Source organism: Streptomyces coelicoflavus, from assembly GCF_045041415.1.
Lineage (GTDB): Bacteria > Actinomycetota > Actinomycetes > Streptomycetales > Streptomycetaceae > Streptomyces > Streptomyces coelicoflavus.
On the sequence record NZ_CP108218.1, the window covers coordinates 2,847,518 to 2,871,053 of the forward strand.

Consider the following 23,536-nt stretch of genomic DNA (forward strand, 5'->3'; position numbering starts at 1 on the left):
TGCGGACTGCGGACTGCGGACTGCGGCAGCGAGCGGGGCGAATGCCCAGGTCAGAGCGTTATCCACAGGCTTCCGCAGGCGCTGTCGGCTCCACCTACCATGGCAGGAACGCCATCCGCCGCACGGCGCGGACGGCTTGCCAGGGGGGAGAGGACATGACTCGTCTCGTGAGGTGGACGGCCCTGACCGCCGCCGCCGCACTGCTGACCGCGGGTTGCGGCGGCGGCTCGTCCGACGAGGACAAGGACGACGGGGGCAGGAGCAGCGCGGGACCTTCGGCGGCGGCACCGTCCGGGGTGCCCGAGGCGCTGGCGTCCCAGACGCTCGACTGGGCCCGCTGCGAGGGCACCGACGACGCCCCGGCGCCGGACGGCGACTGGCGGTGCGCCACGCTCGAGGCGCCGCTGGACTGGTCCGATCCGGACGGCGAGACGATCGATCTCGCGCTGATCCGGTCCAGGGCGACCGGGGACGACCGCATCGGCTCCCTGCTGTTCAACTTCGGCGGCCCCGGCGGTTCCGGCATCTCCATGATGCCGTCCTATGCCGACACCGTCTCCTCCCTGCACGAGCGGTACGACCTGGTGAGCTGGGACCCGCGCGGGGTGGCCGCCAGTGAGGGCGTCCGCTGCCGCTCCGACGAGGCGATCGAGGCCGCCGAGTCGGTGGACTCCACTCCTGACACCCCGTCCGAGGAACAGGCGTATCTGAAGGACGCCGCCGACTTCGGCGAGGGCTGCGAGAAGGCCGCCGGCAAGCTCATGGAGCACGTCTCGACCACGGACACCGCCCGCGACATGGACCTGATGCGACACGTCCTGGGCGACGAGAAGACGCACTACTTCGGCATCTCCTACGGCACCGAACTCGGCGGCGTCTACGCCCATCTCTTCCCGAAGCACGTGGGACGCCTGGTCCTCGACGCCGTGGTGGACCCGAGCGCCGACACGATGGGCCACGCCGAGAACCAGGCCAGGGGCTTCCAGCGCGCCCTGGACGACTATCTGAAGTCGACCGGCCAGGATCCCGAGCAGGGGTCGCGGAAGATCGCCGGCCTGCTGAAGCGGCTCGATGCGAACCCGCTGCCCACGTCCTCGCCGGATCGCGAGCTGACGCAGACGCTCGCGCTCACCGGGATCGTGCTGCCGCTGTACAGCGAGAGCGGCTGGCCGGCCCTGACCAGCGCGCTCGAGGCGGCCGAGCAGGGCGACGGCTCGGAGCTGCTGGCGCTCGCCGACGGCTACAACGAGCGCGATCCCTCGGGGCGCTACGGCACAACGACCCACTCGCAGCGGGTCATATCGTGCCTGGACGACAAGCAGCGGCCGACCGTGGCGGAGACGAAGAAGCTGCTGCCGAGGTTCGAGAAGGTCTCGCCCGTCTTCGGCGCCTTCCTCGGCTGGGACACGGCCGGTTGGTGCCACGACTGGCCGGTGGCCGGTCAGCACGAGACCCCGGAGGTGAGCGCACCCGGCGCGGCCCCGGTCCTGGTGGTCGGCAACACGGGCGACCCCGCCACTCCCTACGAGGGCGCCCGCAGGATGGCGGACGAGCTGGGCAAGGACGTCGGCGTGGTGCTGACCTGGAAGGGCGAGGGCCACGGGGCGTACGGGAGCGGGAGCGACTGTGTCGACTCCGCCGTGGACGCCTACCTGTTGAAGGGGACGGTGCCGAAGGACGGCAAGGTCTGCTCATGACGGCGGCGGGGGCTTCGGGCACCCGCGGTGCGCGAAACCCCCGCCGTCCGGGAAGCGGGTCCGTCAGCCGGTCAGTAGACGGGCTTCTCGGGCTCGATCTGGTTGACCCAGCCGATCACGCCGCCGCCGACGTGGACGGCGTCCGCGAAGCCGGCGGACTTGAGGACCGCGAGGACTTCCGCACTGCGGACACCCGTCTTGCAGTTCAAGACGATCTTCTTGTCCTGCGGAAGGCTCTCGAGGGCGGAGCCCATGAGGAACTCGTTCTTCGGGATCAGCCGGGCGCCCGGGATCGAGACGATCTCGAACTCGTTCGGCTCGCGGACGTCGATGAGCTCGATGCTCTCACCGTCGTCGATCCACTCCTTGAGCTGCTTGGGAGTAATCGTGGAGTCGGCGGCCGCCGCCTGGGCCTCCTCGGACACGACGCCGCAGAAGGCCTCGTAGTCGATGAGCTCGGTGACGGTCGGGTTCTCGCCGCAGACCGCGCAGTCGGGGTCCTTGCGGACCTTGACCTGCCGGTAGGTCATCTCCAGGGCGTCGTAGATCATCAGGCGGCCGACCAGCGGCTCGCCGATGCCTGCGAGGAGCTTGATGGCCTCGTTGGTCTGGATGGAGCCGATGGACGCGCACAGCACGCCCAGCACGCCGCCCTCGGCGCAGGAGGGGACCATGCCGGGGGGCGGGGGCTCCGGGTAGAGGCAGCGGTAGCAGGGGCCGTGCTCGGACCAGAAGACGGAGGCCTGGCCGTCGAAGCGGTAGATCGAGCCCCAGATGTAGGGCTTGTTCAGCAGGACGCAGGCGTCGTTGACCAGGTAGCGGGTCGCGAAGTTGTCCGTACCGTCGACGATCAGGTCGTACTGGCTGAAGATGTCCATCACGTTGTCGGCCTCGAGCCGCTCCTGGTGAAGGACCACGTCCACCAGCGGGTTGATGCCCTTGATGGTGTCGCGGGCGGACTCGGCCTTGGGCCGGCCGATGTCGGCCTGGCTGTGGATGACCTGACGCTGCAGGTTCGACTCGTCGACCTCGTCGAACTCGATGATGCCGAGCGTGCCGACACCGGCTGCCGCCAGGTACATCAGGGTCGGCGAGCCGAGGCCGCCCGCGCCGACGGCGAGCACCTTGGCGTTCTTCAGCCGCTTCTGCCCGTCCATCCCCACATCGGGGATGATCAGGTGGCGGGAGTACCTGCGGACCTCGTCTACGGTGAGCTCGGCAGCCGGCTCGACCAGGGGTGGCAGCGACACGGGGACTCCGTTGGTCGGTCAGTAATTACGGTTGTTCTGCCAGTAACACTGCCACGGCCTTTTTCATTCCGAGACTCCCGTCCCGACCCGCGAGACGATTTCGTCCCAGTAGCCGGGCATCGTCTCCCACGGGTCGGCGCGGCCACCGCGGTCCGTGCGGTCGGTGAAGTAGATCGTGGCTGCTCCCTGCCAGCGGGCGATGCGCAGCGCTTCCTCCAGGTGCCCGCGCGGTACGCCGTGGACGAAGTGGCAGAAGCGGTCGGGCGGATAGTCCGCGCTCCACTCGGCCGCCTGGGACCAGCGGTAGTCGGCCCAGGTGCCGGAGAACGTGACGAGTTGGTCCGCGTTCTCGGCGTAGCCGGGGTAGGGGTGGGTGCCGTGACCGAGGACGATGTGGGCATCGTCACTGATCGCCCGGAGGGTGGTGACGGTGCGGCGGACCTCGGGAAGGGCGGCCCGTTCCGACGGGCAGTGGTCGAGGAGGAAGCCGTCGACCTGGTACCAGTCGAGGTGTCGGTGGGCGTCGGAGATCTGTTCGCCGAGGCTGCGGGCCCCGTACGCGGCGTCGAGATGGCCGAGGACGCGGACGCCCGCGTTGCGCAGCCGGCCGACGGCCTCCAGGCAGCGCGGGTCGGGGTGGGCGCCGGGGCCGTCGGCGATGTTCAGGACGACCCAGTGCAGCGGGGTGCCGGGACAGGTGAGGCCGGCCCACTCGTCGGGGGCGACGAGGGGGTGGGCCAGACCCGGGACTCCGAATCCGGTGCGGACGCCGGTGCTCGCGGTGCCCGCCCTGGTGCTGGTCAGATACGGCATGCCGCCTCCATCCAGATGTCGGCGAGGGACTCTTCGAGGGCGATCCGGGGACGCCAGCCGAGCCGGTCGCGTGCGGTGCGCACATCGGCCTGCTGCCAACTGCCGCAGCCGTCGGGGTACGGGTGGGGGGCCGGTGCCGCGTGCTCGGAATCCGTGCGCTCGCCGCGGCTTCCGAGGGGGTCGGGGCGGTGGTGGCCGAGGGCGTCGGTCCGGTGGTGGCCCAGGGCGTCGACGCGGTGGCCGACGGACTCGGTGCGGGGATGGCCGATGGTGGGGCGCAGGGCGCCGGAAGGACCGTCGAGTTCGTGCAGGGCGCCCCCGTAGCCGGCGACTCGGGCGAGGGTGGCGGCCGCGTCGCGCAGGCGGACGGCACGGCCGGAGCCGATGTTGATGACGCCCTGTGCTGCGGAGAGGGAGGCGGCGTGCACCGCGCGGGCGACGTCGCGGACGTCGATGAAGTCGCGCTGGGCACCGAGGCCGCCCAGGCGCAGTTCGCCATCCCCGGACTGCATCGCACGTCGCATGGCCTCGGCGAGGCGGCCGAGCGGGGAGCCTGCGGGCGTGCCGGGCCCCGCGGGCGAGAAGACGCGCAGGACGACGGCGTCCAGACCGGAGCCGAGGACGAGTTCGGTCGCGGCGAGTTTGCTGACGCCGTAGGGGCCGCCGGGGCGGGGCACGGCGTCCTCCGCGGTGGAGGAGCCGGGCTGGCTGGGGCCGTACTCGGCGCTGCACCCGACCTGCACCAGGCGGGCTCCGCAGCCGCTGCGGCGCAGGGCCTCGCAGACGGTGGCGACGGCGACGGTGTTGTGCCGGGTGAGTTCGCGGGCCCCGCCCCGGGTGGCGCCCGCGCAGTTGACGACCACGCCGGGATGGACCGCGTCGAGGAAGCGGGTGAGGGCGCCGGGGCTGCCCGTGGCGAGGTCGAAGCGGACATCGGCGTCGTCGCCGCGGCCGAGGGCGGTGAGCTGGACGGCGGGGTCGGCGAGCAGACGGTCGGCGACGAAGCGGCCGATGTAGCCGTTGGCTCCGATCAGCAGGACTCTCATCGGGCGGCTCCCGGTGCCGAGGCGTCGGGTCGGGAGGTGGTCATCTGGGGGCTCCTTCAAGGGGTGATGCGAGGGTGGAGAGGACGAGTGGGGGGTTGACCGTGCCCGCGTTCACCGGGTTCGCTCCGTCGACGCGTGGGCCGAGGCCCTGGTCAGACGGCGGGACGCGTGGATCAGGAGGGTCACGGCACCGATCCCGCAGGCGGTCGCCGGGACACCGGCCGGGCCGCAGACGGCGACCAGTGCCTCCACGGGGGCGGTGAGGAAACCGCAGCCGGGGAGGCGTCCGGCGAAGAGCGTGGCCAGGGCGGCGGCCTCGGCGGTGGCCGTGGTGGTGAGGACGAGCGTGGAGGCGTGCGCGTGACCGTGCACGGTGAGCAGCCGGGCGAGCAGCAGCAGGGCGCCCAGGGTGAGGGCCTGGGGAGGGGCGGCGGGCTCGCCGAGCACGGCTCCGGTCAGCGCGAGCAGGGCGGCGAGGGCACCCAGGTACAGGGCGAAGGTGCCGAGCAGCAGGGGGCGTACGGAGGCGGAGAAGTCGGCCAGGCCTCGGCTGGACGACAGTTTGCGGCGGGCGCCCGCGGCGAAGAGGTGAGCGCATCCGACCGCGGGCGCGTAGGACAGCGCGAGCGCCAGGACGGGGGCGACGGTGACGGGCCATGGACCGTCGGCGGTGCCGTCGGGGAGGCTGTCCGGGCCACCGGTGACGGCGTTGCGGAGGAGTCCGTCGCCGAGGAGGGCGTAGCCGACGAGCCAGCAGGTCCAGGTGCTGGTGGTGCGCGTCGAGGCGCTCAGCGGCCCGCGGCGAAGTGCCGCGCCCAGGGCCAGGGGCACCGCGAGGAGGCCGACGGCGGCGGCGATCAGGCGCGGCCGGCCCTCGGTGAGGTGCAGTACGGCCACGGTGGCGGCGCACAGGACGCCGGGCAGCAGGGCGAGGAGGACTCCGGCGGTGCGTGGCGGGGGTGTCGGCGCCTCGTCGGGGCGGGCCGGGGTGTCGCCGTCGCGCGGGACCCGGGCGTACATCTCTTCGGCGAGGGAGAAGACGTCCCGGTGGCGGAAGCGTGCGGCCGTCCGGTCGGTGACGCCGTGCGCCTCCAGGCCCGCCGCGATCTCCAGTGGGTCCACGGCGCGTTCGCACAGGTCGCGGTGACGGTGGAGCAGCCCCTTCACAGGGTCGGCGGCACGGCGCGCGGCGGACGCGGACGGCGCCTGCCTCACGTCTCGGGCCTCCCCACCGGCGGCACCTCTTTCGCGGCCGCCGCCTTCACCAAGGCCGCCTTCACGACCGCCGCGTTGACGAGGGCCGTCTTCACGACCGCCGTTTTCACCACCGCCGTCTTCACGAATGCCGCGTGCACGAGGGCCGCCCACACGGCCCGCACCGTCTCGCTCGCCGTCCCCGCGGCCGGCGCGATCGTCACGGCCGTCGGCGGCGCGAGACCCGCCGATGTGATCCGTGTGATCCGCGTGCTGCCGGTCCTCCGCCGAACGCACGCTCTCTCCCACCTCGTCCAGACCGTGGCCCCCGTCGGTGAGGCAGGTCCGTGAGCGTTCGTCCCAGGCGCCCGGGCTGCCTGGGGTCTCGGGCCGGTCCAGTTCGCCGATGCCGCTCATCGGGCCGCTCCCTCGGTGGCCGACACCGGAGCCGCGGACCGGACGGGACCCTCCGTCGCCCAGCCCGGACCGCTCCGGACCGCGCCGGAACCGGGGCTGGGACTGGGGCCGCCCCTGGCCGCGATACGGGCCGTGGGGTCGCTCCAGCGGCCGGGCACATGGGCCTCGGCGGGGACGGCGAAGGGCAGGGGTGCGCCGGTGTCGTCGAGGACGACGCGGCGTACCGGTGTATGCGACAGGATCTCCAGGTAAATGCCGTGAAATGCCGTGATGTTCTGCTCGACGGTGAACAGCTCCAGCGCACGGGCGCGTGCGGCGGCGCCCAGGCGTTCGCGGCGCTCCGGGTCGCGCAACAGCGCGACGCACGCCTCGGCGAGCGCCCGCGGATTGCGCGGGGGCACGACGAGTCCGGTGCCGCCGATGGCCTCCACCACCGCGCCGACGTCCGTGGACACGGTCGCGCGGCCGCAGAACATGGCCTCGACGAGCCCGGACGGGAACCCTTCGACGACGCTGGAGAGCACCACCAGGGCGCCCGAGGCGTACGCGTCGGCGCGGGACGGCAGTTCGGGTCCGCCGGTCTCCTCGAAGGAGACCGGGTTGCGGCCCACGGCGTGCGGGCCGTCGGCCTCGTCGGGGAAGAGCTGCGCGGCCAGTCCCTTGCAGTGGGCGAGGTAGGCGGCGCCTTCGGGGCCGAAGGGCGAGCCGACGATCCTGAGGCGCGCCGCGGGTTCCGCCCTGCGGATCTCCGCGAAGGCGTGCAGCAGCGAGACCAGGTCCTTGGCCGGCTCGACGCGTCCGACCCAGACGAGGGTCCGCGGGTCGGCGCACTCCGGGGACTCCCCCGCCTCCGCGAAGGGGGCGGCGTCCATGCCCGGATGGACCGTGCGCAGCTTGGCCCGGTCGGCCCCGCAGCGCTCCTGCCAGCGGCGGGCGTGCGTGTTGCCGGGCGTGATCACGGCCGCGCGCCGGTAGGTCTCGGCGGCCAGCCGGCCGTGGAAGGAGGCGAGCAGGGACCGTATCGCGGGCGAGGAATCGGGTTCCGTCAGGTAGTGCGCCCGCAGCCGCACCCCGTACTCGGTCACGAGCAGGGGGACGTCGCAGAAGTGCCGGGCGAGCAGGCCGGGCAGGGCGGCGGTGCCACCGGAGGTGGCGTGGCACAGGTCCACCGAGCCGAGGTCGTCGTCCTCGTACCAGTCCAGCGACAGGGGGCGCAGGGCGCGTTCGAGGCGTGCGGCGACGGTCAGCAGGTCGGGAACGCGCGCCTCGCGTGCGGAGCGGTGGGCGCCGGGCGCACGACAGGCGCGTTCCAGGGCGCGCACGGCGGTCTCCGAGCGGAGTGCGGCGGGCAGCCCGCCCTCGTCGCGGGCGAGTTCGGCGAGGCCGTACAGCGCATTGGCGAAACGGTCCGCCTCAAGGGCCGACTGCTCTTCCGCCAGAGTCTCCGAACTCCCGGCCGGGTCGCCGGGGGCGGTGGTGCACAGGGCCGTGGCCAACTCGCCGTAGCACTCGGCGAAACGCCGGCGCGCGCGCCGTCCGTGGACGGTTCCGTCGTCCGCGGTCTCCCACAACGGGGCGGTGCGCACCCGGCCGACCTGCGGCGGCAGCGGAACCCAGCCCTCGGCCTCCTCCCACTCGGTGCGGCTGAGGGCGTAGACGTCGAACTCGTGCTGCTCCAGCCCGCGCACAAGCCGGTCGCACCAGAGCCCGGCCTCACCGCTCACATACGGATAGCCACCCTCCGTAAGCAGTCCGATGCGCACGCGCGCACCCCCGATCTCCCGTTTGGGGAGCCGCCGTTGACCCGGCGGCTCGCAGCGGGACGAACGTATGCGGACAAGGAGGTGGCGCGATGGACGGTTGTCCATCGCGCCACCAAAAGGGGTGAACGGTCGTAACTTTCCCGTGCGAGGCGCGTTCGGTAGCGCTAAGAGATCACTCGGTCACCGCACGCAAGGCTCGGCCCCGAACTCTTCGGTCAGCTGTTCGGGAAGGCCCAGGGGTTCGGGCGGCAGTCGATTCCGTCGTGGTCGATGAACTTCGTCTGCTGCTGCATGACCGGGGCGAGTTCGCCGTCCTTGTCGCACGTGACGTGGTTGAAGCCGATGCGGTGGCCGATCTCGTGGTTGATCAGCATCTGCCGGTACGCGTGGATCGCGTCGCCGTACGGCTCGGCACCCTGCGCCCACCGGTAGGCGTTGATCATCACGCGCTCGGTGGCGGCCGAGTCGCAGGACACGTTGTCCTCGGTGGTGTCCAGGCCGGACTTGGCGCACCACTCCGCGGTGGTCCCGGGGCTGGCCAGCGTGATGACGAAGTCGGGCTGCCCCGACTCGATGCGCTCGAAGGTGCGGGCGCCGTTGTGGGACCAGCTCCGGTCGTCGTTGAGCGTCTTCTGCACGGCGTCGGCGAAGAGCTGCCCGTCGAGGCCGAGCCCCTGCTCCACGTCCACGCGGTAGGTGTACTTCTCCCCCTTCCCGGTCCCCTTGGCGATGCCCGGGATCGCGTCGAACTTCCCCGAGCCCTTGAGCGTGGCGCCGAGCGGGTACGTCTTGCCCATCTTCTGCTCGTACGTCAGGGGCTTCGCGGACTCGGACGCGGGGGGCGTCGGCCGTTCGTCGTCCCGTGACGCGGGGTCGTGGGCACCCCGGGCCTGTTCGGCGGCCGACTGGGAGCGCATGTCGTCCCCGCCCGAGCCGTCGGCCACCTGACCGGCCACGACGACGGCCAGCACCGTGGTGACGGCGGCCGCCGCGATCCCGGTGAAGGTCCGCCCTTTGGCGCCCTTGCCCGGCGCGGGTTCACCCGTGGGCGGCTGGTCGTCGCTGTCGTCGGCGACACCGCCCCCACCGGCCCCGCCGTCCCCGACCGCACCCCTGTCCGCGGCGCTCCAGTCGGTGACGGCGGCATACGGATCGGCGGGCCCTGCCGGGCCGGGGGGACGGCGGGTGGGGCGGGCCGCGAAGACGTCGTCGTCCTCGCCGAAGGCGTCCAGGTAGTCCTGCCGCGGCCCTTCCCGGGGCGCCCGCCGCTGCCGCGGGAAGGGCGCGGACGGTCCGGACGGCCCGAAGGGCGACGACGCCGGTGCGAAGGAGTCGGGGGCAACGTCTGCGTGCGGTCCCGCCGGGGTGCCGTGCCCGGCACCGCGCCAGCCGTTCGGCTCGCCCCAGCCGCCACCCGGTTCCCGCTGCTCGGGGTGACCGCCCCGGACCCTCGGCACACCTCGCGCGGGCGTACCGTCCGCCGCGTGCCGGGGAAACCCGTGGGCCGGAGTCCCGTCCGGCAACCCCGGTCCCGGTCCCGGGCCTCCGACACGGCCGGGCCCGGGAGGCGCGTACCCCTGACCGTCACCCGTGCCCTCGCCCCACGCCGCCTGACGAGGCAGTCCCTGCGACCCCTGCGACCCCTGCGGTCCCTGGGCCCCCTGCGGACCCTGGGTCCCTTGCGGCCAGTCCGACCTGTACGACCCATACGACTCGCGGGGCCCATACGACTCCCGCGGCCCATGCGACTCCCGCGGCCCATGCGACCCATGTGGCCCCTGCGCGGTCCCGTTCTCCCGGCGCGGCGGGTCAGGTGCCCGCCCGGCGGTCCGGTCGTCGCGTGTTGCGGCGTTGTCCGCGGCATCGGCCCTGGGGGCGGGCCCGCGGCGGCTGTGGCGTCCCACGTCGCGCCTCAGCCTCCTGTGGTCTGGTTGGCGGGCTCGCCGTCGACGGGCCCGTCGGTCCTCTCGCCACCCGCCGGATCTCCGCTGTCCACGGCGTCCGGGCCGGCCGCGGCGCCCGCGGTGTCCCCGGCGCCCCGGGTGTCCGCGAGGAGTTCACGGAAGGCCGTGGCCACGGTCTCCGGGTACTCCATCATCGCCACGTGTCCCGCGTCCGGCAGGGTCAGCAGCCGGGAGTCGCGGAAGGCGCGGGCAGCCCGCTGGGCCATGCGGTAGCCGACGAGTTGGTCCCGTCCACCGTAGACCAGGAGCGTGGGTGCGAGAACCCGCTCGGCCTGTCGCCACAGTCCGTACTGGCCCCCCACCGTGTACGCGTTGACGATTCCCCGGGCGGAACGCGCCATCGCGTCCCAGAAGTACGGCAGCCGCAACCGCCGCTCCATTTCCTCCACGGCGTTGCGGAAGCCCTCCGGCGTCACCCGCCCCGGGTCGCCGTAGCAGAGCGCGGTCACGCCGCGGACCCGCTGCTCGGCGGTCCACTCCCGGGTGAGCCGGTTGAACAGCGACACCACGCCCGGCAGTGCCAACAGCCCCGTCGGCACGGCGCTGCGCTGCACGCGGATCTCCGGCAGTGCGGGCGAGACGAGGGTCAGCGTCCGCACCAGGTCGGGCCGTACCGCGGCGACGCGGGTGACGACGGCGCCGCCGAGCGAGTTCCCGAAGAGGTGCACGGGGCCGCGCCCGGCCGCGTCGAGGTAACGGACGACCGCGCGCGCGTGGCCCGTGATCGAGTAGTCGCCGTCGTCCGGCGGCGGGGAGTCACCGAAGCCGGGCAGGTCGAGGGCCTCACTGTGGACGACGCCGTCCAGCAGCGGCATGAGCGCGGACCAGTTCTGCGAGGAGCCGCCGAGACCGTGCACATGGAGGGCGGGTGGCAGCCCCTTGCGGGCGGGCGGTCTCGAGCGCACCGTGAGGGTCGTACCGGGGAGGTGGACCGACCTGAGCCGTTCTCCGTCCGCGACCCTGACGGCCGCGACCTTCGGCAGCACGTTGGCGGGCGGCACGGACGGCGGCTCGGTCGAAGGCATGCGGCAATGTTACGAGACGATCACGCGGCGATTCATGTGTTCGCCGTCACAGGCGGTGCCGCGATCACGGTCACGTGCGGTGCCACGGCCATGGTCACGTGCGGTGCCACGGCCATGGTCACACGCGGTGCCGCGACAGGTGACGCGTGGCGTCCGGATCGGGTGTCTCCTACGCTCGTGAAGTGGGCACCCGCGTGTGAGCCCCGCAACCCGGGAGCGTTCGTAGGAAGGGAGCCCAGCATGACCGTCGACCCGACCGACCCCGAGACCTTCGACGACGAGGCACCGGAAGCGGAGGAACGCGACGTGGAGGCACCCGACGCCGACGCGGCCGAGCAGCGGGCGGACGTCGGGCAGGAGCGCGACGAGCCGCTGACGGGCGTCGAACCGGACCGCGCCAACGAAGCCGACCTGGCCGAACAGGCCCGGGTCGTCTCGCACGACGAGGACGACTACCGCTGAAACGCGCCTCGCCGGACGGAAAAGAGGCCGATCTTTGCCCGTCCTGAACCCTTTTCAAACCTGTTGTGCGGGTTTCGCCACCGTCCGGTCCGTGAAATTCTGCGCTCGCAGCACCCACACCACGGTTACCGAAAAGTACGATGTCGACGCGGCGCACACCGCACGAGGACGACTATGGGAGGCGGCGTGACAGCCATCGAGCAGACAGAGGCGGTACGCCCGCGGGGCACACGCCTTCCCCGCCGAGCCCGACGCAACCAGCTGCTGGGCGCCGCCCAGGAAGTGTTCGTGGCCCAGGGCTACCACGCGGCCGCGATGGACGACATCGCCGAGCGCGCCGGGGTCAGCAAGCCGGTGCTCTACCAGCACTTCCCCGGCAAGCTCGACCTCTACCTCGCCCTGCTGGACCAGCACTGCGAGGCGCTGATCCAGTCCGTGCGCAGCGCGCTCGCGTCGACCTCCGACAACAAGCAGCGCGTCCGGGCGACGATGGACGCGTACTTCGCCTACGTCGAGGACGACGGCGGCGCCTTCCGTCTGGTCTTCGAGTCGGACCTGACCAACGAGCCCGCCGTGCGCGAGCGCGTGGACAAGGTGACGAACGAGTGCGCGGAGGCGATCTGCGACGTCATCGCCGAGGACACCGGCCTCTCGCGTGCGGAGTCGATGCTGCTCGCCTCCGGTCTGGGCGGCCTCGCGCAGGTGGTGGCGCGTTCCTGGCTGCACAGCGACCGCAGCGTCCCGCGCGACCAGGCGGTCCAGCTGCTGACCTCGCTGGCCTGGCGGGGTATCGCGGGCTTCCCACTGCACGGCACCGACCAGCACTGACCGTCGCGGCGCGGGTTCTGTTCCCGTCGGCTGTTCGCTCGTGGCGTTCTCCGACGCAGCGTGTACGTCCCCTCACCGGGCTAATGTGTGCTGGTACGGCGCGGAAGATCGCGCACTTACTGACCGTCGGAGGGACATAGCCGTGGAGGTCAAGATCGGCGTGCAGCACGCGCCCCGCGAGATCGTTCTGGAGAGCGGTCAGAGCGCCGAGGAGGTCGAGCGCGTGGTCGGCGAGGCACTGGCCGGCAAGTCGCAGCTGCTGAGCCTCGTGGACGAGCACGGCCGCAAGGTCCTCGTGCCGGCCGACCGGCTCGCCTACGTCGAGATCGGTGAGCCGGCTCCGCGCAAGGTGGGCTTCGGCGCGCTGTAGTCGGCGACGCGGACGACGGACCGCGAAGACGGGTGGGTCCCGGCGGAGATCTCCGCCGGGACCCACCCGTCTTCGCGGTCACGGACGGAGCACAGTTCACCCACAGGAGGAGGATTGTGTTCCGCAGGTCAGGGGTATGTCGGCTGTGACCGTTTGGGGCAGGCCGGCCATGTGGGAGGGACCCCGACATGCTCTTGGAAGCGCTCAGCGCCGCAATCCTCGGCCTCGCCCTGGCATGGGCGGCCGCGCGCCGTCTGCCCCACCGCCTGCCCGCCCGCCTCCTGGTCCTGCCGACCGGGATCGCGGGGGCCCTTTTCGGGGCGTTCGTCACGCACACCGCGCTGGGCGCCGGAGGGTTCCTGCTGGTGCTCCTGGGCTCGGCGACGCTCTCCGCGGCCTCGCTGTCGCTGCTGCTGCGCCCCGCGGTAGGACTCCGGCGCAGCTCGGCGACCGCCTGACGGCAGCCGCCGCGCCGGATCGAGGCCCCGCCTCCGCGAAACCGGCAGAGGCGACGGCGACGGCGACGACCGAAAACGGCAAACCCGGCGACAGCGACAGCGACGACCGAAGCGGCAGACCCAGCGACAGCCCCAGCGACAGCGACGGCGGCGGCCGAAGCGGCAGAGGTCAGGCGGCCAGCCCCAGCGCCGCCATCCGCTTCGTGTGCGCCTCGGTGATCCGCGAGAACATCTTGCCGACCTCCGCCAGGTCGAACCCGTCCGCGACCCCGCCCACGAGCATCGTCGACAGCGCGTCCCGGTCGGCCACCACCCGCTGGGACTGCGAGAGCGCCTCCCCCATCAGCCGCCGCGCCCACAGCGCGAGCCGCCCGCCCACGCGCGGATCGGCGTCGATCGCCGCGCGCACCTTCTCCACGGCGAAACCGGCGTGTCCGGTGTCGTCGAGCACGGCGAGGACCAGCTCGCGGGTGTCCGTGTCGAGGCGGGCGGCGACCTCCCGGTAGAAGTCGCTGGCGATGGAGTCGCCGACGTACGCCTTGACGAGGCCCTCGAGCCAGTCGGAGGGGTCGGTCTGCTTGTGGAAGCCGTCGTAGGCGGCCACGAACGGCTCCATGGCCCCGGTCGGTTCCTCGCCGATCTCGGCCAGCCGGTCGCGCAGCCGCTCGAAGTGGTGGAACTCCGCGGACGCCATCTTCGCCAGCTCCGCCTTGTCCGCCAGCGTGGGCGCCAGCTTGGCGTCCTCCGCGAGCCGCTCGAACGCCGCCAGCTCGCCGTACGCCAGCGCGCCCAGCAGGTCCACGACCGCGGCGCGGTACTGCGGGTCGGCGGCGGCCGACTCCCAGTCCCGGGCGGCGACCGGGGTGGCCTCGCCGGTGGCTGCGGTTCCGGCGGTCTCGGTGGGTGCCTCTGCGGCGGTGCCAGGCTTGTCAGAGCTCGTCATGCAGCGCACAATAGTCCGCTCTTCGGCGGTGGTAAGGCCCTGGTCAGTCAGTGTGACGACGACTACGTGAGCAAATCGGCCATCGCATGTGCGCGAATCCGGGGTATGGTGGTAATGCGCCTGCCGAGTATGTGACGTACGGGTACGTGACATCGTCGTCGGGCCGCACGCATGAGGATGCCCGGTCGGTGGCCCGATCGGCTCCGACCCGACAGCCCTCCCTGCCGTACGCCACACTGCGTACGGGAATCCGGAGGGGGACCCTCAGTGGTACGAGCGCTGGAGCGTCGACAGAGGTCCCGTGTCCTACGGCTCGATCCGTAAGGCAGCCGACGTCCCCGACACGGTCCGGCACGACCCGCGCGCTCGCCTCGCACCACGTACACAGAAGAGGCAGCACCCTGACTACGACGTTCCGATCCCTCGGGATCCTCCCCGAGACCGCCGAAGCCCTCGAGGCCGTCGGCATCACCACTCCCTTCCCGATCCAGGAGCTGACGCTCCCCGTGGCCCTGTCGGGCACGGACGTGATCGGCCAGGCCAAGACCGGCACCGGCAAGACGCTGGGCTTCGGCCTCCCGCTCCTCGAGCGCGTCACCGTCCCCGCCGACGTCGAGGCGGGCCGGGCCGCGCCCGAGTCCCTGACCGACGCCCCGCAGGCCCTCGTCGTCGTCCCGACGCGGGAGCTGTGCCAGCAGGTCACCAACGACCTGCTCACCGCCGGCAAGGTCCGCAACGTGCGCGTCCTCGCCATCTACGGCGGCCGCGCCTACGAGCCGCAGGTGGAGGCCCTGAAGAAGGGCGTCGACGTGATCGTCGGCACCCCGGGCCGTCTGCTGGACCTCGCGGGCCAGAAGAAGCTGAGCCTGAAGCACATCAAGAGCCTGGTCCTGGACGAGGCCGACGAGATGCTCGACCTGGGCTTCCTGCCCGACGTCGAGAAGATCATCAACATGCTGCCGCCCCGGCGCCAGACCATGCTGTTCTCGGCCACCATGCCGGGCGCGGTCATCGGACTCGCCCGCCGTTACATGTCGCAGCCCACGCACATCCGCGCCACCTCGCCGGACGACGCGGGTGCGACGGTGGCGAACACCAAGCAGTTCGTCTACCGCGCGCACAACATGGACAAGCCCGAGATGGTGGCCCGCATACTGCAGGCCGACGGCCGCGGTCTGGCCATGGTCTTCTGCCGCACCAAGCGCACCGCGGCCGACCTGGCCGACCAGCTCAAGCAGCGCGGTTTCGCCTCCGGCGCGGTCCACGGCGACCTCGGCCAGGGCGCCCGCGAGCAGGCCCTGCGCGCCTTCCGCAACGGCAAGGTGGACGTCCTCGTCTGCACCGACGTCGCGGCCCGCGGCATCGACGTCGAGGGCGTGACGCACGTCATCAACTACCAGTCGCCGGAAGAGGAGAAGACGTACCTGCACCGCATCGGCCGCACCGGCCGCGCGGGCGCGAAGGGTACGGCGATCACGCTGGTCGACTGGGACGACATCCCGCGCTGGCAGCTGATCAACAAGGCGCTGGACCTCGGTTTCAACGACCCGGCGGAGACCTACTCCACCTCCCCGCACTTCTACACCGACCTCGGCATCCCCGAGGGCACCAAGGGCGTCCTGCCGCGCTCGGAGCGCACCCGCGCCGGGCTCGACGCGGAGGAGCTCGAGGACCTGGGCGAGCCGGGCGGACGCGGTGGCCGCGGGCGTGGCGACCGGAGCGGCCGGGGTGGCCGCGACGACGCGCGTTCCGCCGACCGCGAGCGCGACCGCGACCGTTCGTCCCGTACGACACCGCGCCGCCGCCGTCGGATGCGCGGCGGTGCTCCGGTGGACGCCGAGGCCGCCGCGAGCCCCGCGGCCGAGGCCGTGACCGGCGGTGCGGACAGCGCCGCCGGCGCGGGCACCGACGCCGCCAACGGGCCCCGCACGCTGCGCCGCCGGCGCCGTACGCGCAGCGGTGAGCCGTCGCGCCGTCCGGAGGCCGCCGCGACGCCCGACACTCCCGTGGCGCAGGCCGCCGAGGACACCGCGCTCGCCCCCTCCGAGGCCGCGGTCGTCGGCACGGCGGAGGCCGCCGAGGTCGTCGAGACCCCGGCGAAGCCGCGCCGCCGCCGCACCCGCAAGTCGGCGGATGCTCCGGCGGCCGCCGAGGCGGTGGCCGTGGAAGCGGCTCCCCAGGCCGTCGTCGAGGCCCCGGTGGTCGTGGAGGCCCCGGTTGCCGAGGCCCCGGCCGAGAAGCCGCGCCGCCGGACCCGCAAGGCCACGGCCGCCGAGACGGCGGTCGACACGGCCGAGGGAGCGACCGAGGCCGCGGCCGAGCCGGCCGAGACCAAGCCGCGCCGCCGGACCCGCAAGGCCGTCGAGGCCGCCGTAGAGACCCCGGGGGTCGAGGCCGAGGCCAAGCCGCGCCGCACCCGCAAGACCGCCGCCGCCAAGACGGAGGCCACCGCGGAAACCGCCGCCGACACCGCCGAGGGCACGGAGGCCAAGCCCAAGGTCCGCCGCACCCGCAAGGCCGCCGAGCCGGCCGCGCAGGCGCCCGAGGCCGAGGCCGAGACCAAACCGCGCCGCACCCGCAAGACCGCCGCCGCCAAGACGGAGGCCACCGCGGAAGCCGCCGCCGACACCGCCGAGGGCACGGAGGCCAAGCCGAAGACCCGCCGCACCCGCAAGGCCGCCGAGCCGGCCGCGCAGGCGCCCGAGGCCGAGGCCGAGGCCGAGACCAAACCGCGCCGCACCCGCAAGACCACCGCCGCCAAGACGGAGGCCACCGCGGAAACCGCCGCCGACACCGCCGAGGGCACGGAGGCCAAGCCCAAGGTCCGCCGCACCCGGAAGACCGCCGCCGCCAAGGCAGAGGCCGCCGCCGAGATCCCGGCTCAGGCCTCGCAGGAGCCGGAGGCCGCTCCTCGGCGCCGGACCCGTAAGGCCGCGGCCGCCGTCGAGGCGCCCGCCGAGGCCGCCGACGCGGCGGAGGCGAAGCCCAAGGCGCGGCGCACCCGCAAGGCGGCCACGGCCGCCACGCAGCCCGCGGAGGTCGGCGAGAGCTGATCCCCGCCGAGCACCCCGACCGCCGGCCCGGTCCCGCGACCCACGCGGGGCCGGGCCGGCGGCGTTGCCGCACCCGTGTCCACCACCCGGTGCCCCCTGCCCGATAACCTCTGCCCGTGAGCAGGAACGCCGCCTTCAGCCCGCCACCGGACGCACGCGCGTACCGGCTGCGCACCGCGCGCGGAGAGTTCGCCGTCGTCGACTCGCCCGTGGCCGAGGGGACCGCGCCGAGGGGCGTGGTGATGATGCTGCCCGGGTTCACGGGGAGCAAGGAGGACTTCACGCTGCTGCACCGGCCGCTCGGAGCGCGCGGGTACCGCACGGTCGCCGTGGACGGGCGGGGGCAGTACGAGTCGGCCGGACCCGAGCACGACGAGGCCGCGTACGCCCGGCCCGAGCTGGCCCGCGACGTGCTGGCGCAGGTCGCCGCCCTCGGGACGCGCGTCCACCTTCTCGGGCACTCCCTGGGCGGCCAGATCGCGCGGGCCGCCGTCCTGCTCGACCACGCCCCGTTCCTGTCCCTCACGCTGGTGTCCTCGGGGCCGGCGCGGATCTCCGAGTCCCAGCGGCAGCGGGTGAAGCTGCTGCGGGACGCGCTGGACACGATGACGATGGCGCAGGTCTGGTCGGTGATGCAGACCATGGAACCGCCGGAGGAGGCCGGCGCCCCGGCGCCCGCCCACGGCCCGGCGGAACCGGCCCGGCTGCGCGAGCGCTGGCTGGGCACCAGGCCCGCCCAACTGCTCGCCACGGGACGTCAGTTGTGCACCGAGCCGGACCGTGTCGCCGAACTCGCCGACGTGCCGCTGCCCTACCACGTGCTGTCGGGCGCCTACGACGACACCTGGCCCGTGCCGCTCCTGGACGACATGGCCGTACGGCTGGACGCGCGCCGGACGGTCGTCGCGGGCGCCGAGCACTCCCCCAACACCGACCAGCCGCTGCCCACCGCCGGTGCCCTCGCGGACTTCTGGGACGACCACCCGGCGCCTCCCCGGCCGCGCACCCCCTGACGGGAGTCCGGGGCTGGGGGGTGTCGTTCGGATCTTGCCGGGGTCGCGCACAAGGCGCCGTCGCTCGGAGCCGTCCTGATCCAAACGACGCCCTTAGTACTGCGCCCGCAAGTGCTCCCAGAAGCCGTCCCGCAGCGCCCGGCGCAGGTCGGCCTGGCCGCGCAGCGAGTACTGGAGCAGCCCCTCGGCCTCCACCAGCAGGTCCTGGTCCACGGAGCCGGGGAGGTAGGGGTGGCCGGGAAGCAGCTCCAGCAGGGCGTCACGTCCCCGCGCCGCCAGCCACTTCGCCGCGATCTGCGCGCCCACGAAGCGGACGTCCTCGCGGGCGGGGCGCAGGACGACCGCCCCCTCGACGGAGTGGGTCGTGCGCCGGGAGACGTACGGCTTGAAGAAGTCGAGGTCGAGGGTGCGCTGGCTGTCGACCTCCCAGAGCAGCGGGTCGGCCTGGTTGCGGCCCTCGGGGGCCTCGATGCCCCACAGGTGGACGCGGGCTCCGTACCCCTGGGCGGCCTCGACCGCCGACACCAGGTCCTCGTCGCCGCCGAGCAGGGCCGCGTCGCTGATGGCGCGGTGCCGGGCGAGGGACTCCAGGTCGGAGCGGATGAGGGAGTCGACGCCCTTCTGCTGGTTGTTGGCGTTGAGGTTGCCCAGGCGGACCTTGACGTCGGGCAGCTCGGCGATGGACTGCTGCTCGGCGGTGTGGATGCGGCGCCGGGCGCCGTCGTACCAGTACACGCGCAGCAGGCGGCTGTCCGCGAAGATGGTGCGGGCCTTGTCGATGAGGGCCTCGATCAGCCCCTCGGCGTCCAGGTCGAAGGCCCGGCGGTCCTCGGTCCCGGCCACCAGTCGCCCCGCCGCCGCGTACAGGTAGCCCGCGTCGACGAAGATCGCGTGGGTCGAGGGGGTCTTCGCCACCTCGGCGAGCATGCGCTGGAGCAGCTCGTTCGTGCGATCGATGCGAGCGTGCAGGGGCGCGAGGTCGTCGTTCATCGCGTCCATTGTCCCGGTCGTCACGCTACGAATACAACCGGTCCCGGTCAGTCTTGTATCGGACACCTGTCGACTGGTCCGCTCACATTCGCTCACATCGGCTCGCAGCAAGCGACTTACCTGTCAGTAATTAGCTGTGCGAAAAATTTCCTTAGCGTAGGGAATGTTTGCAGAGGGCATCCCGTTGACCACTACGGAAGCCCGGGCACCGACGACCCAGGAGCCACACCAGTAGTTCTCCGCAGGAGGATGACCAGATCAAGGGAGAGGCCATGCGCTTTGAAGTCATGCGACTCGACGACGTCGACGGGACCCCCGTGGACACGACTGTCGTGGACGCCGCCTCCGTGAACCGCATCGTTCAGCAGGCCGCCGCCATCGGGCAGCGCCTGTGGATCCGCCCCGCCGACACCTCGGCCTTGTAGCGCGGACCCTTCGCACACGCGCAGGGCCCCCGTACGGAACGACACCGTACGGGGGCCCTGCGGTCGTTTCAGGCGCCCTGGATCACCTGGGTGACGCCGTTGATGATCTGCTGCACGGCGATCGCGGAGAGCATCATGCCGGCGAGGCGGGTCACCAGGACCACGCCGCCGTCCTTGATGACCCGGATGATCAGCAGCGAGTACCGCATCACCAGCCACAGCACCACGTGGATGGCGAGGATCGCGGCCCACACCGAGACCTGCCCGGTCACGCCGTCCGCCTTCTGCACGGCGAGGATGACCGACACGATCGCCCCGGGCCCGGCGAGCAGCGGCATGCCCAGCGGTACGAGCGCGACGTTGACGTCCTTGGTCTGCTTCGGCTCGTCCGTCTTGCCGGTGAGCAGGTCGAGGGCGATCAGCAGGAGCAGCAGCCCGCCCGCGATCATCAGGGCGGGCACGGACACGTGCAGATAGCCCAGGATCTGGTGCCCGAGCAGACCGAACACGGTGATCACGCCGCCGGCGACACAGACGGCCTGGAAGGCCATCCGGCGCTGCACCTTGGCGGGACGCCCGGCGGTCAGCGCGAGGAAGATCGGGGTGATCCCGGGGGGATCCATGATGACAAAAAGGGTCAGGAAGAGGGAGCCGAAGACGGCGACGTCGAACATGGGTGTGCTACTGGCCTTGCGGAAGAGGGGGAAGGGTGGAGGGAGGCGCGCGGGCAGGGAGGTGCGGCGCGCGGGAGGTGGGGCTCAGGCCCCGCCGGCGCCCGGCACGGGGAAGGCCCCGAACGCCCGTCGCGTGATTTCCCCGTAGACCTCGGGGTCGGTCGTGTACTCGCCGAGCACACAGGTCTTCCGGCTGCCGTGGTAGTCGCTCGAGCCGGTCACCAGGAGCCCCAGCTCCTTCGCCGTCCCGCGCAGCCGCGCCCGGGTCTGCGCGTCGTGGTCCATGTGGTCGACCTCGATGCCGTCGAGCCCGGCGGCCGCCAGGTCGGCGATCGCGGTCTCGGGCACGGTACGGCCCCGCTTGGCGGCGGCCGGGTGCGCGAACACGGCGACGCCGCCCGCACCCTTGATCAGCCGGAGCGCCTCGAAGGGGTCGGTCTCGTGCTTGTCCACGTGGGCCCGGCCGCCGTCGGCCAGCCAGTCCTGGGTGAAGGCGTCGTTCACCGTCGGGACGACGCCCAGTTCCACGAGGGCGGAGGCCACGTGCGGCCGGCCGACCGAGCCGTCGCCGGCGATCCTGGCGACCTGCTCCCAGGTGACGGGCACGCCCAGCTCGTTGAGCCCGGCGACCATGGCGCGGGCCCGCGGCACCCGGTCGTCCCGGACCAGCTCGCGCTCGGCGAGCAGGGCGGGCTCCTCGGGGTCGAAGAGGTAGGCCAGCATGTGCATGCTGACGCCGTCGAGGCGGCAGGAGAGCTCGGCGCCGGTGACGAGGGTGAGTCCCTCGGGCAGCGCGGCGACCGCCTCGGCGTGGCCCCGGGTGGTGTCGTGGTCGGTCAGCGCGACGACGTCGAGGCCGGTCGCGGCGGCCTTGCGCACCAGCTGGGCCGGGGTGTCCGTGCCGTCGGACGCGGTGGAGTGGGTGTGCAGATCGATGCGCACGACGCTGACTCCAAGCGGGACGGGACGGAAGGGGACGCTCAAGGATAACCGGAACCGGACGGGCCACCGTCACACCCGCAGCAGCCCTGCGCCCCCTACGCATCCCGCCGGCACGGCACCTGCCCGCCCAGCACCGCCCTCACGAGGGCCTACGGCGCCGTCGGCTCGATCAGCCGCGGCGACAGCGCCCCGCACGGCACCAGGTCCACCTCGGCGCCGGCGTCCCGCAGGTCGGTCAACACCAGTTCCTCGTACATCAGCAGCCCCGACCGCTCGGGCCACACGACGGCCCACAGCCACATCCCGAGGGCTTCCCCGGCGAAGACGGCGCGGTCGACGGGGCCGCCGGAGACGTGCCAGAGAGGGGTGGGCCGGCCCGCGGCCAGGACCTTGGCCTGGGGCGGCTTCTCGACCTCCATGTACGGTCCGGGGTCCGGGGCGTCCAGGCCCGCGTACCGCGCGCCGAGGCCGACACCGAGCTCCTCGGCGACCAGGATCAGCTCACCGATGCCGCCGAGGGGGCCGGGTCCGGAGCAGGCGACGGCGGTCGCCCTGCCGCCGCTGCGGTCGTCACCCGCGCAGGCCACGCCGGTGAACAGCCAGCCGACGGGCAGCGGCCAGGGCATCCACAGCGGCACCTGTGTGCGGTGCACCACGACGCCGAGCGCCTCGACACTGGGCGGGAGCACCGGCTGCACCGGGTGCACGGTGCCGTGCAGGTCGCACTGCCAGGAATCGGCGAAGAGACCGGGAGCCCTGACCCGGCCACCACACTTCGGGCAACTGGGTTCGCCCCTCATAGAGCCCCACGGTCCTACCCTCACCCGCCCACGTCAAGGACGATCACCCGTCCGCAGAACTAGGTGCATGTTGCATTAATTAGCAGAGTTAACTTACTATGTGTATACGCCAACCATTCGGCGCCGCTGTTCGGCGCCGTGATCTGGCACCGTCTCGTCGGCATTGGAGAGCAAGCATGGATCCCTTCGACGCGGGTGCGGGCGGCATCCTGCGGCAGCCCAAGGCCGTGTGGGCGACCGCGGGCGCGTCCGTCGTGGCCTTCATGGGCATCGGCCTCGTGGACCCGATCCTCCCGTCCATCGCCAAGGGCCTGGACGCGAGCGCCGGACAGGTCTCCCTCCTGTTCACCTCGTACTTCCTCATCACCGCCCTGGCCATGCTGGTCACCGGCTTCGTCTCCAGCCGCATCGGCGGCCGCAAGACCCTGCTGCTCGGCCTGGCCTTCGTCGTGGTCTTCGCGGGCCTCGCCGGCACCTCCGACACCGTCGGCCAGCTCGTCGGCTACCGGGCCGGCTGGGGCCTGGGCAACGCCCTGTTCGTCTCGACGGCCCTCGCGGTGATCGTCGGCGCGGCGGCCGGCGGCAGCGCCGCCGCGATCCTGCTGTACGAGTCCGCCCTCGGCCTCGGCATGGCCTGCGGCCCGCTCCTGGGAGCGCTGCTCGGCGACGCCAGCTGGCGCTACCCGTTCTTCGGCACGGCCTTCCTGATGGCGATCGGCTTCCTGTGCATCTCGGTCTTCCTCAAGGAACAGCCGAAGCCCGCCCGCAAGACCTCGCTGCTCGACCCGATCAGGGCGCTGGGCCACGGCGGCCTCGCCTCCGCCGCCGTCTCGGCGTTCTTCTACAACTACACGTTCTTCACCGTGCTGGCCTTCACCCCCTTCGTGCTGAACATGACGCCGTACAAATCCGGTGCCGTGTTCTTCGCCTGGGGCGTGCTGCTCGCCGTCTTCTCGGTCCTGGTGGCGCCGCGCATGCAGAAGCGCTTCGGCTCGCTCAAGGTGCTCGGCGGCTCGCTGGTGCTGCTCGCGGCCGACGTGCTCGTCCTCGGCTACGGCAACCACACCGCGGCGGTCGTCTGCACGATCCTGTCCGGCGCGTTCATCGGCGTGAACAACACCGTCTACACCGAGCTGGCCCTCGGGGTCTCGGACGCGCCGCGTCCGGTGGCGAGCGCGGGCTACAACTTCGTGCGCTGGTTCGCCGCGGCGGCCGCGCCCTACTTCGCGCCGAAGATCGAGGAGTGGACCGACGTCCACATCCCGTTCGTGGTGGCGGCGGTGACCGCCGTGCTCGGCGCGGCCGTGGTCGCCGTACGGCGTCGCGCGCTCACACACGACGCGGAGGAGCTGGAGCCGAAGCACGCGAGTGAGGACTCGGTCACGGTCTTCGCCAACTGACGAGACGGA

General features: G+C 72.7%; 21 protein-coding genes. 9 read left to right on the plus strand and 12 right to left on the minus strand.

Translation table 11 applies throughout. The features are described 5' to 3' along the window. The first annotated feature begins 155 nt into the window (after window positions 1-155). Window positions 156-1,697: an alpha/beta hydrolase gene (locus tag OHA99_RS12400; RefSeq protein ID WP_405695730.1), complete on the plus strand. Its 1,542-nt coding sequence runs from the start codon at window positions 156-158 to the stop codon at window positions 1,695-1,697. Window positions 1,698-1,768: 71 nt separating this feature from the next. On the opposite strand, the gene moeZ is transcribed toward OHA99_RS12400, so the two are convergent. From moeZ to OHA99_RS12435, 7 genes are all read right to left on the minus strand, one after another. Further along, window positions 1,769-2,947, minus strand: coding sequence for an adenylyltransferase/sulfurtransferase MoeZ (gene moeZ / locus OHA99_RS12405; protein ID WP_165684885.1), 1,179 nt, complete (start codon window positions 2,945-2,947; stop codon window positions 1,769-1,771). Between the two features lie 63 nt (window positions 2,948-3,010). Beyond that, window positions 3,011-3,760 (minus strand): spherulation-specific family 4 protein, encoded by a 750-nt coding sequence (locus OHA99_RS12410; RefSeq protein ID WP_381502497.1) that lies wholly within the window; start codon window positions 3,758-3,760, stop codon window positions 3,011-3,013. Beyond that, the gene (locus OHA99_RS12415; protein ID WP_153178066.1) at window positions 3,748-4,806 is read right to left on the minus strand and encodes an NAD-dependent epimerase/dehydratase family protein; all 1,059 of its coding nucleotides are present in this window, start codon (window positions 4,804-4,806) and stop codon (window positions 3,748-3,750) included. The genes OHA99_RS12410 and OHA99_RS12415 overlap by 13 nt, the downstream gene beginning before the upstream one ends. A 111-nt stretch (window positions 4,807-4,917) precedes the next feature. Further along, window positions 4,918-6,417: a hypothetical protein gene (locus OHA99_RS12420; RefSeq protein ID WP_405695733.1), complete on the minus strand. Its 1,500-nt coding sequence runs from the start codon at window positions 6,415-6,417 to the stop codon at window positions 4,918-4,920. Beyond that, entirely contained in the window at window positions 6,414-8,180 is a 1,767-nt protein-coding gene (locus tag OHA99_RS12425; protein WP_405695735.1) for a DUF3492 domain-containing protein, read from the minus strand. The genes OHA99_RS12420 and OHA99_RS12425 overlap by 4 nt, the downstream gene beginning before the upstream one ends. Before the next feature lie 215 nt (window positions 8,181-8,395). After that, window positions 8,396-10,084 (minus strand): DUF3152 domain-containing protein, encoded by a 1,689-nt coding sequence (locus OHA99_RS12430; protein ID WP_405695736.1) that lies wholly within the window; start codon window positions 10,082-10,084, stop codon window positions 8,396-8,398. A gap of 8 nt (window positions 10,085-10,092) precedes the next feature. Next, window positions 10,093-11,169: an alpha/beta fold hydrolase gene (locus OHA99_RS12435; protein ID WP_153178070.1), complete on the minus strand. Its 1,077-nt coding sequence runs from the start codon at window positions 11,167-11,169 to the stop codon at window positions 10,093-10,095. A gap of 240 nt (window positions 11,170-11,409) precedes the next feature. On the opposite strand from OHA99_RS12435, the gene OHA99_RS12440 reads away from it, so the two are divergent. From OHA99_RS12440 to OHA99_RS12455, 4 genes are all read left to right on the plus strand, one after another. Further along, window positions 11,410-11,631, plus strand: a complete 222-nt coding sequence (locus OHA99_RS12440) for a hypothetical protein (RefSeq protein WP_153178071.1) — start codon at window positions 11,410-11,412, stop codon at window positions 11,629-11,631. Between the two features lie 186 nt (window positions 11,632-11,817). Further along, window positions 11,818-12,459 (plus strand): TetR/AcrR family transcriptional regulator, encoded by a 642-nt coding sequence (locus OHA99_RS12445; RefSeq protein WP_042825084.1) that lies wholly within the window; start codon window positions 11,818-11,820, stop codon window positions 12,457-12,459. A 142-nt stretch (window positions 12,460-12,601) separates the two neighbouring features. Next, a complete protein-coding gene (locus tag OHA99_RS12450) occupies window positions 12,602-12,829 on the plus strand; it encodes a DUF3107 domain-containing protein (RefSeq protein WP_007444428.1) in 228 nt (75 codons plus the stop codon). 188 nt (window positions 12,830-13,017) lie between these two features. Beyond that, window positions 13,018-13,287 (plus strand): hypothetical protein, encoded by a 270-nt coding sequence (locus tag OHA99_RS12455; RefSeq protein ID WP_153178072.1) that lies wholly within the window; start codon window positions 13,018-13,020, stop codon window positions 13,285-13,287. A 169-nt stretch (window positions 13,288-13,456) separates the two neighbouring features. Here OHA99_RS12455 and OHA99_RS12460 read toward each other — a convergent pair whose 3' ends face one another. Beyond that, window positions 13,457-14,230, minus strand: coding sequence for a ferritin-like domain-containing protein (locus tag OHA99_RS12460; protein WP_007444439.1), 774 nt, complete (start codon window positions 14,228-14,230; stop codon window positions 13,457-13,459). A gap of 506 nt (window positions 14,231-14,736) precedes the next feature. On the opposite strand from OHA99_RS12460, the gene OHA99_RS12465 reads away from it, so the two are divergent. Next, window positions 14,737-17,283: a DEAD/DEAH box helicase gene (locus tag OHA99_RS12465; protein ID WP_405695739.1), complete on the plus strand. Its 2,547-nt coding sequence runs from the start codon at window positions 14,737-14,739 to the stop codon at window positions 17,281-17,283. A gap of 116 nt (window positions 17,284-17,399) precedes the next feature. Continuing rightward, window positions 17,400-18,296 carry an alpha/beta hydrolase gene (locus OHA99_RS12470; protein WP_366473451.1) on the plus strand — a complete coding sequence of 299 codons (897 nt, stop codon included), beginning with the start codon at window positions 17,400-17,402 and terminating at the stop codon, window positions 18,294-18,296. Between the two features lie 93 nt (window positions 18,297-18,389). Here OHA99_RS12470 and OHA99_RS12475 read toward each other — a convergent pair whose 3' ends face one another. Continuing rightward, window positions 18,390-19,286, minus strand: a complete 897-nt coding sequence (locus tag OHA99_RS12475) for an NYN domain-containing protein (protein WP_007444424.1) — start codon at window positions 19,284-19,286, stop codon at window positions 18,390-18,392. Window positions 19,287-19,558: 272 nt separating this feature from the next. Between OHA99_RS12475 and OHA99_RS12480 the strand changes: the two genes are divergently transcribed. Then, window positions 19,559-19,711 carry a hypothetical protein gene (locus OHA99_RS12480; RefSeq protein ID WP_007444413.1) on the plus strand — a complete coding sequence of 51 codons (153 nt, stop codon included), beginning with the start codon at window positions 19,559-19,561 and terminating at the stop codon, window positions 19,709-19,711. Between the two features lie 68 nt (window positions 19,712-19,779). On the opposite strand, the gene OHA99_RS12485 is transcribed toward OHA99_RS12480, so the two are convergent. The 3 genes from OHA99_RS12485 to OHA99_RS12495 form a co-directional block, all read right to left on the minus strand. After that, a complete protein-coding gene (locus OHA99_RS12485; RefSeq protein WP_087789609.1) occupies window positions 19,780-20,385 on the minus strand; it encodes a MarC family protein in 606 nt (201 codons plus the stop codon). Window positions 20,386-20,469: 84 nt separating this feature from the next. Continuing rightward, window positions 20,470-21,327 (minus strand): PHP domain-containing protein, encoded by an 858-nt coding sequence (locus OHA99_RS12490; protein ID WP_366473452.1) that lies wholly within the window; start codon window positions 21,325-21,327, stop codon window positions 20,470-20,472. 149 nt (window positions 21,328-21,476) lie between these two features. Then, complete coding sequence (locus OHA99_RS12495; RefSeq protein ID WP_153178075.1) at window positions 21,477-22,127, minus strand: DUF6758 family protein; 651 nt, start codon at window positions 22,125-22,127, stop codon at window positions 21,477-21,479. A gap of 176 nt (window positions 22,128-22,303) precedes the next feature. On the opposite strand from OHA99_RS12495, the gene OHA99_RS12500 reads away from it, so the two are divergent. Further along, the gene (locus OHA99_RS12500) at window positions 22,304-23,527 is read left to right on the plus strand and encodes an MFS transporter (RefSeq protein ID WP_153178076.1); all 1,224 of its coding nucleotides are present in this window, start codon (window positions 22,304-22,306) and stop codon (window positions 23,525-23,527) included. The last annotated feature ends 9 nt before the right edge of the window (window positions 23,528-23,536 follow it).

Bases quoted from the DNA above. Each gene is read 5' to 3' on its own strand.
- OHA99_RS12475 (WP_007444424.1), bottom strand. From the start codon at position 19,286: ATGAACGACGACCTCGCGCCCCTGCACGCTCGCATCGATCGCACGAAC.
- OHA99_RS12400 (WP_405695730.1), top strand. From the start codon at position 156: ATGACTCGTCTCGTGAGGTGGACGGCCCTGACCGCCGCCGCCGCACTG.
- OHA99_RS12420 (WP_405695733.1), bottom strand. From the start codon at position 6,417: ATGAGCGGCATCGGCGAACTGGACCGGCCCGAGACCCCAGGCAGCCCG.
- OHA99_RS12460 (WP_007444439.1), bottom strand. From the start codon at position 14,230: ATGACGAGCTCTGACAAGCCTGGCACCGCCGCAGAGGCACCCACCGAG.
- OHA99_RS12435 (WP_153178070.1), bottom strand. From the start codon at position 11,169: ATGCCTTCGACCGAGCCGCCGTCCGTGCCGCCCGCCAACGTGCTGCCG.
- OHA99_RS12410 (WP_381502497.1), bottom strand. From the start codon at position 3,760: ATGCCGTATCTGACCAGCACCAGGGCGGGCACCGCGAGCACCGGCGTC.
- OHA99_RS12480 (WP_007444413.1), top strand. From the start codon at position 19,559: ATGCGCTTTGAAGTCATGCGACTCGACGACGTCGACGGGACCCCCGTG.
- OHA99_RS12455 (WP_153178072.1), top strand. From the start codon at position 13,018: ATGCTCTTGGAAGCGCTCAGCGCCGCAATCCTCGGCCTCGCCCTGGCA.
- OHA99_RS12485 (WP_087789609.1), bottom strand. From the start codon at position 20,385: ATGTTCGACGTCGCCGTCTTCGGCTCCCTCTTCCTGACCCTTTTTGTC.
- OHA99_RS12440 (WP_153178071.1), top strand. From the start codon at position 11,410: ATGACCGTCGACCCGACCGACCCCGAGACCTTCGACGACGAGGCACCG.
- OHA99_RS12500 (WP_153178076.1), top strand. From the start codon at position 22,304: ATGGATCCCTTCGACGCGGGTGCGGGCGGCATCCTGCGGCAGCCCAAG.
- OHA99_RS12495 (WP_153178075.1), bottom strand. From the start codon at position 22,127: ATGAGGGGCGAACCCAGTTGCCCGAAGTGTGGTGGCCGGGTCAGGGCT.
- OHA99_RS12415 (WP_153178066.1), bottom strand. From the start codon at position 4,806: ATGAGAGTCCTGCTGATCGGAGCCAACGGCTACATCGGCCGCTTCGTC.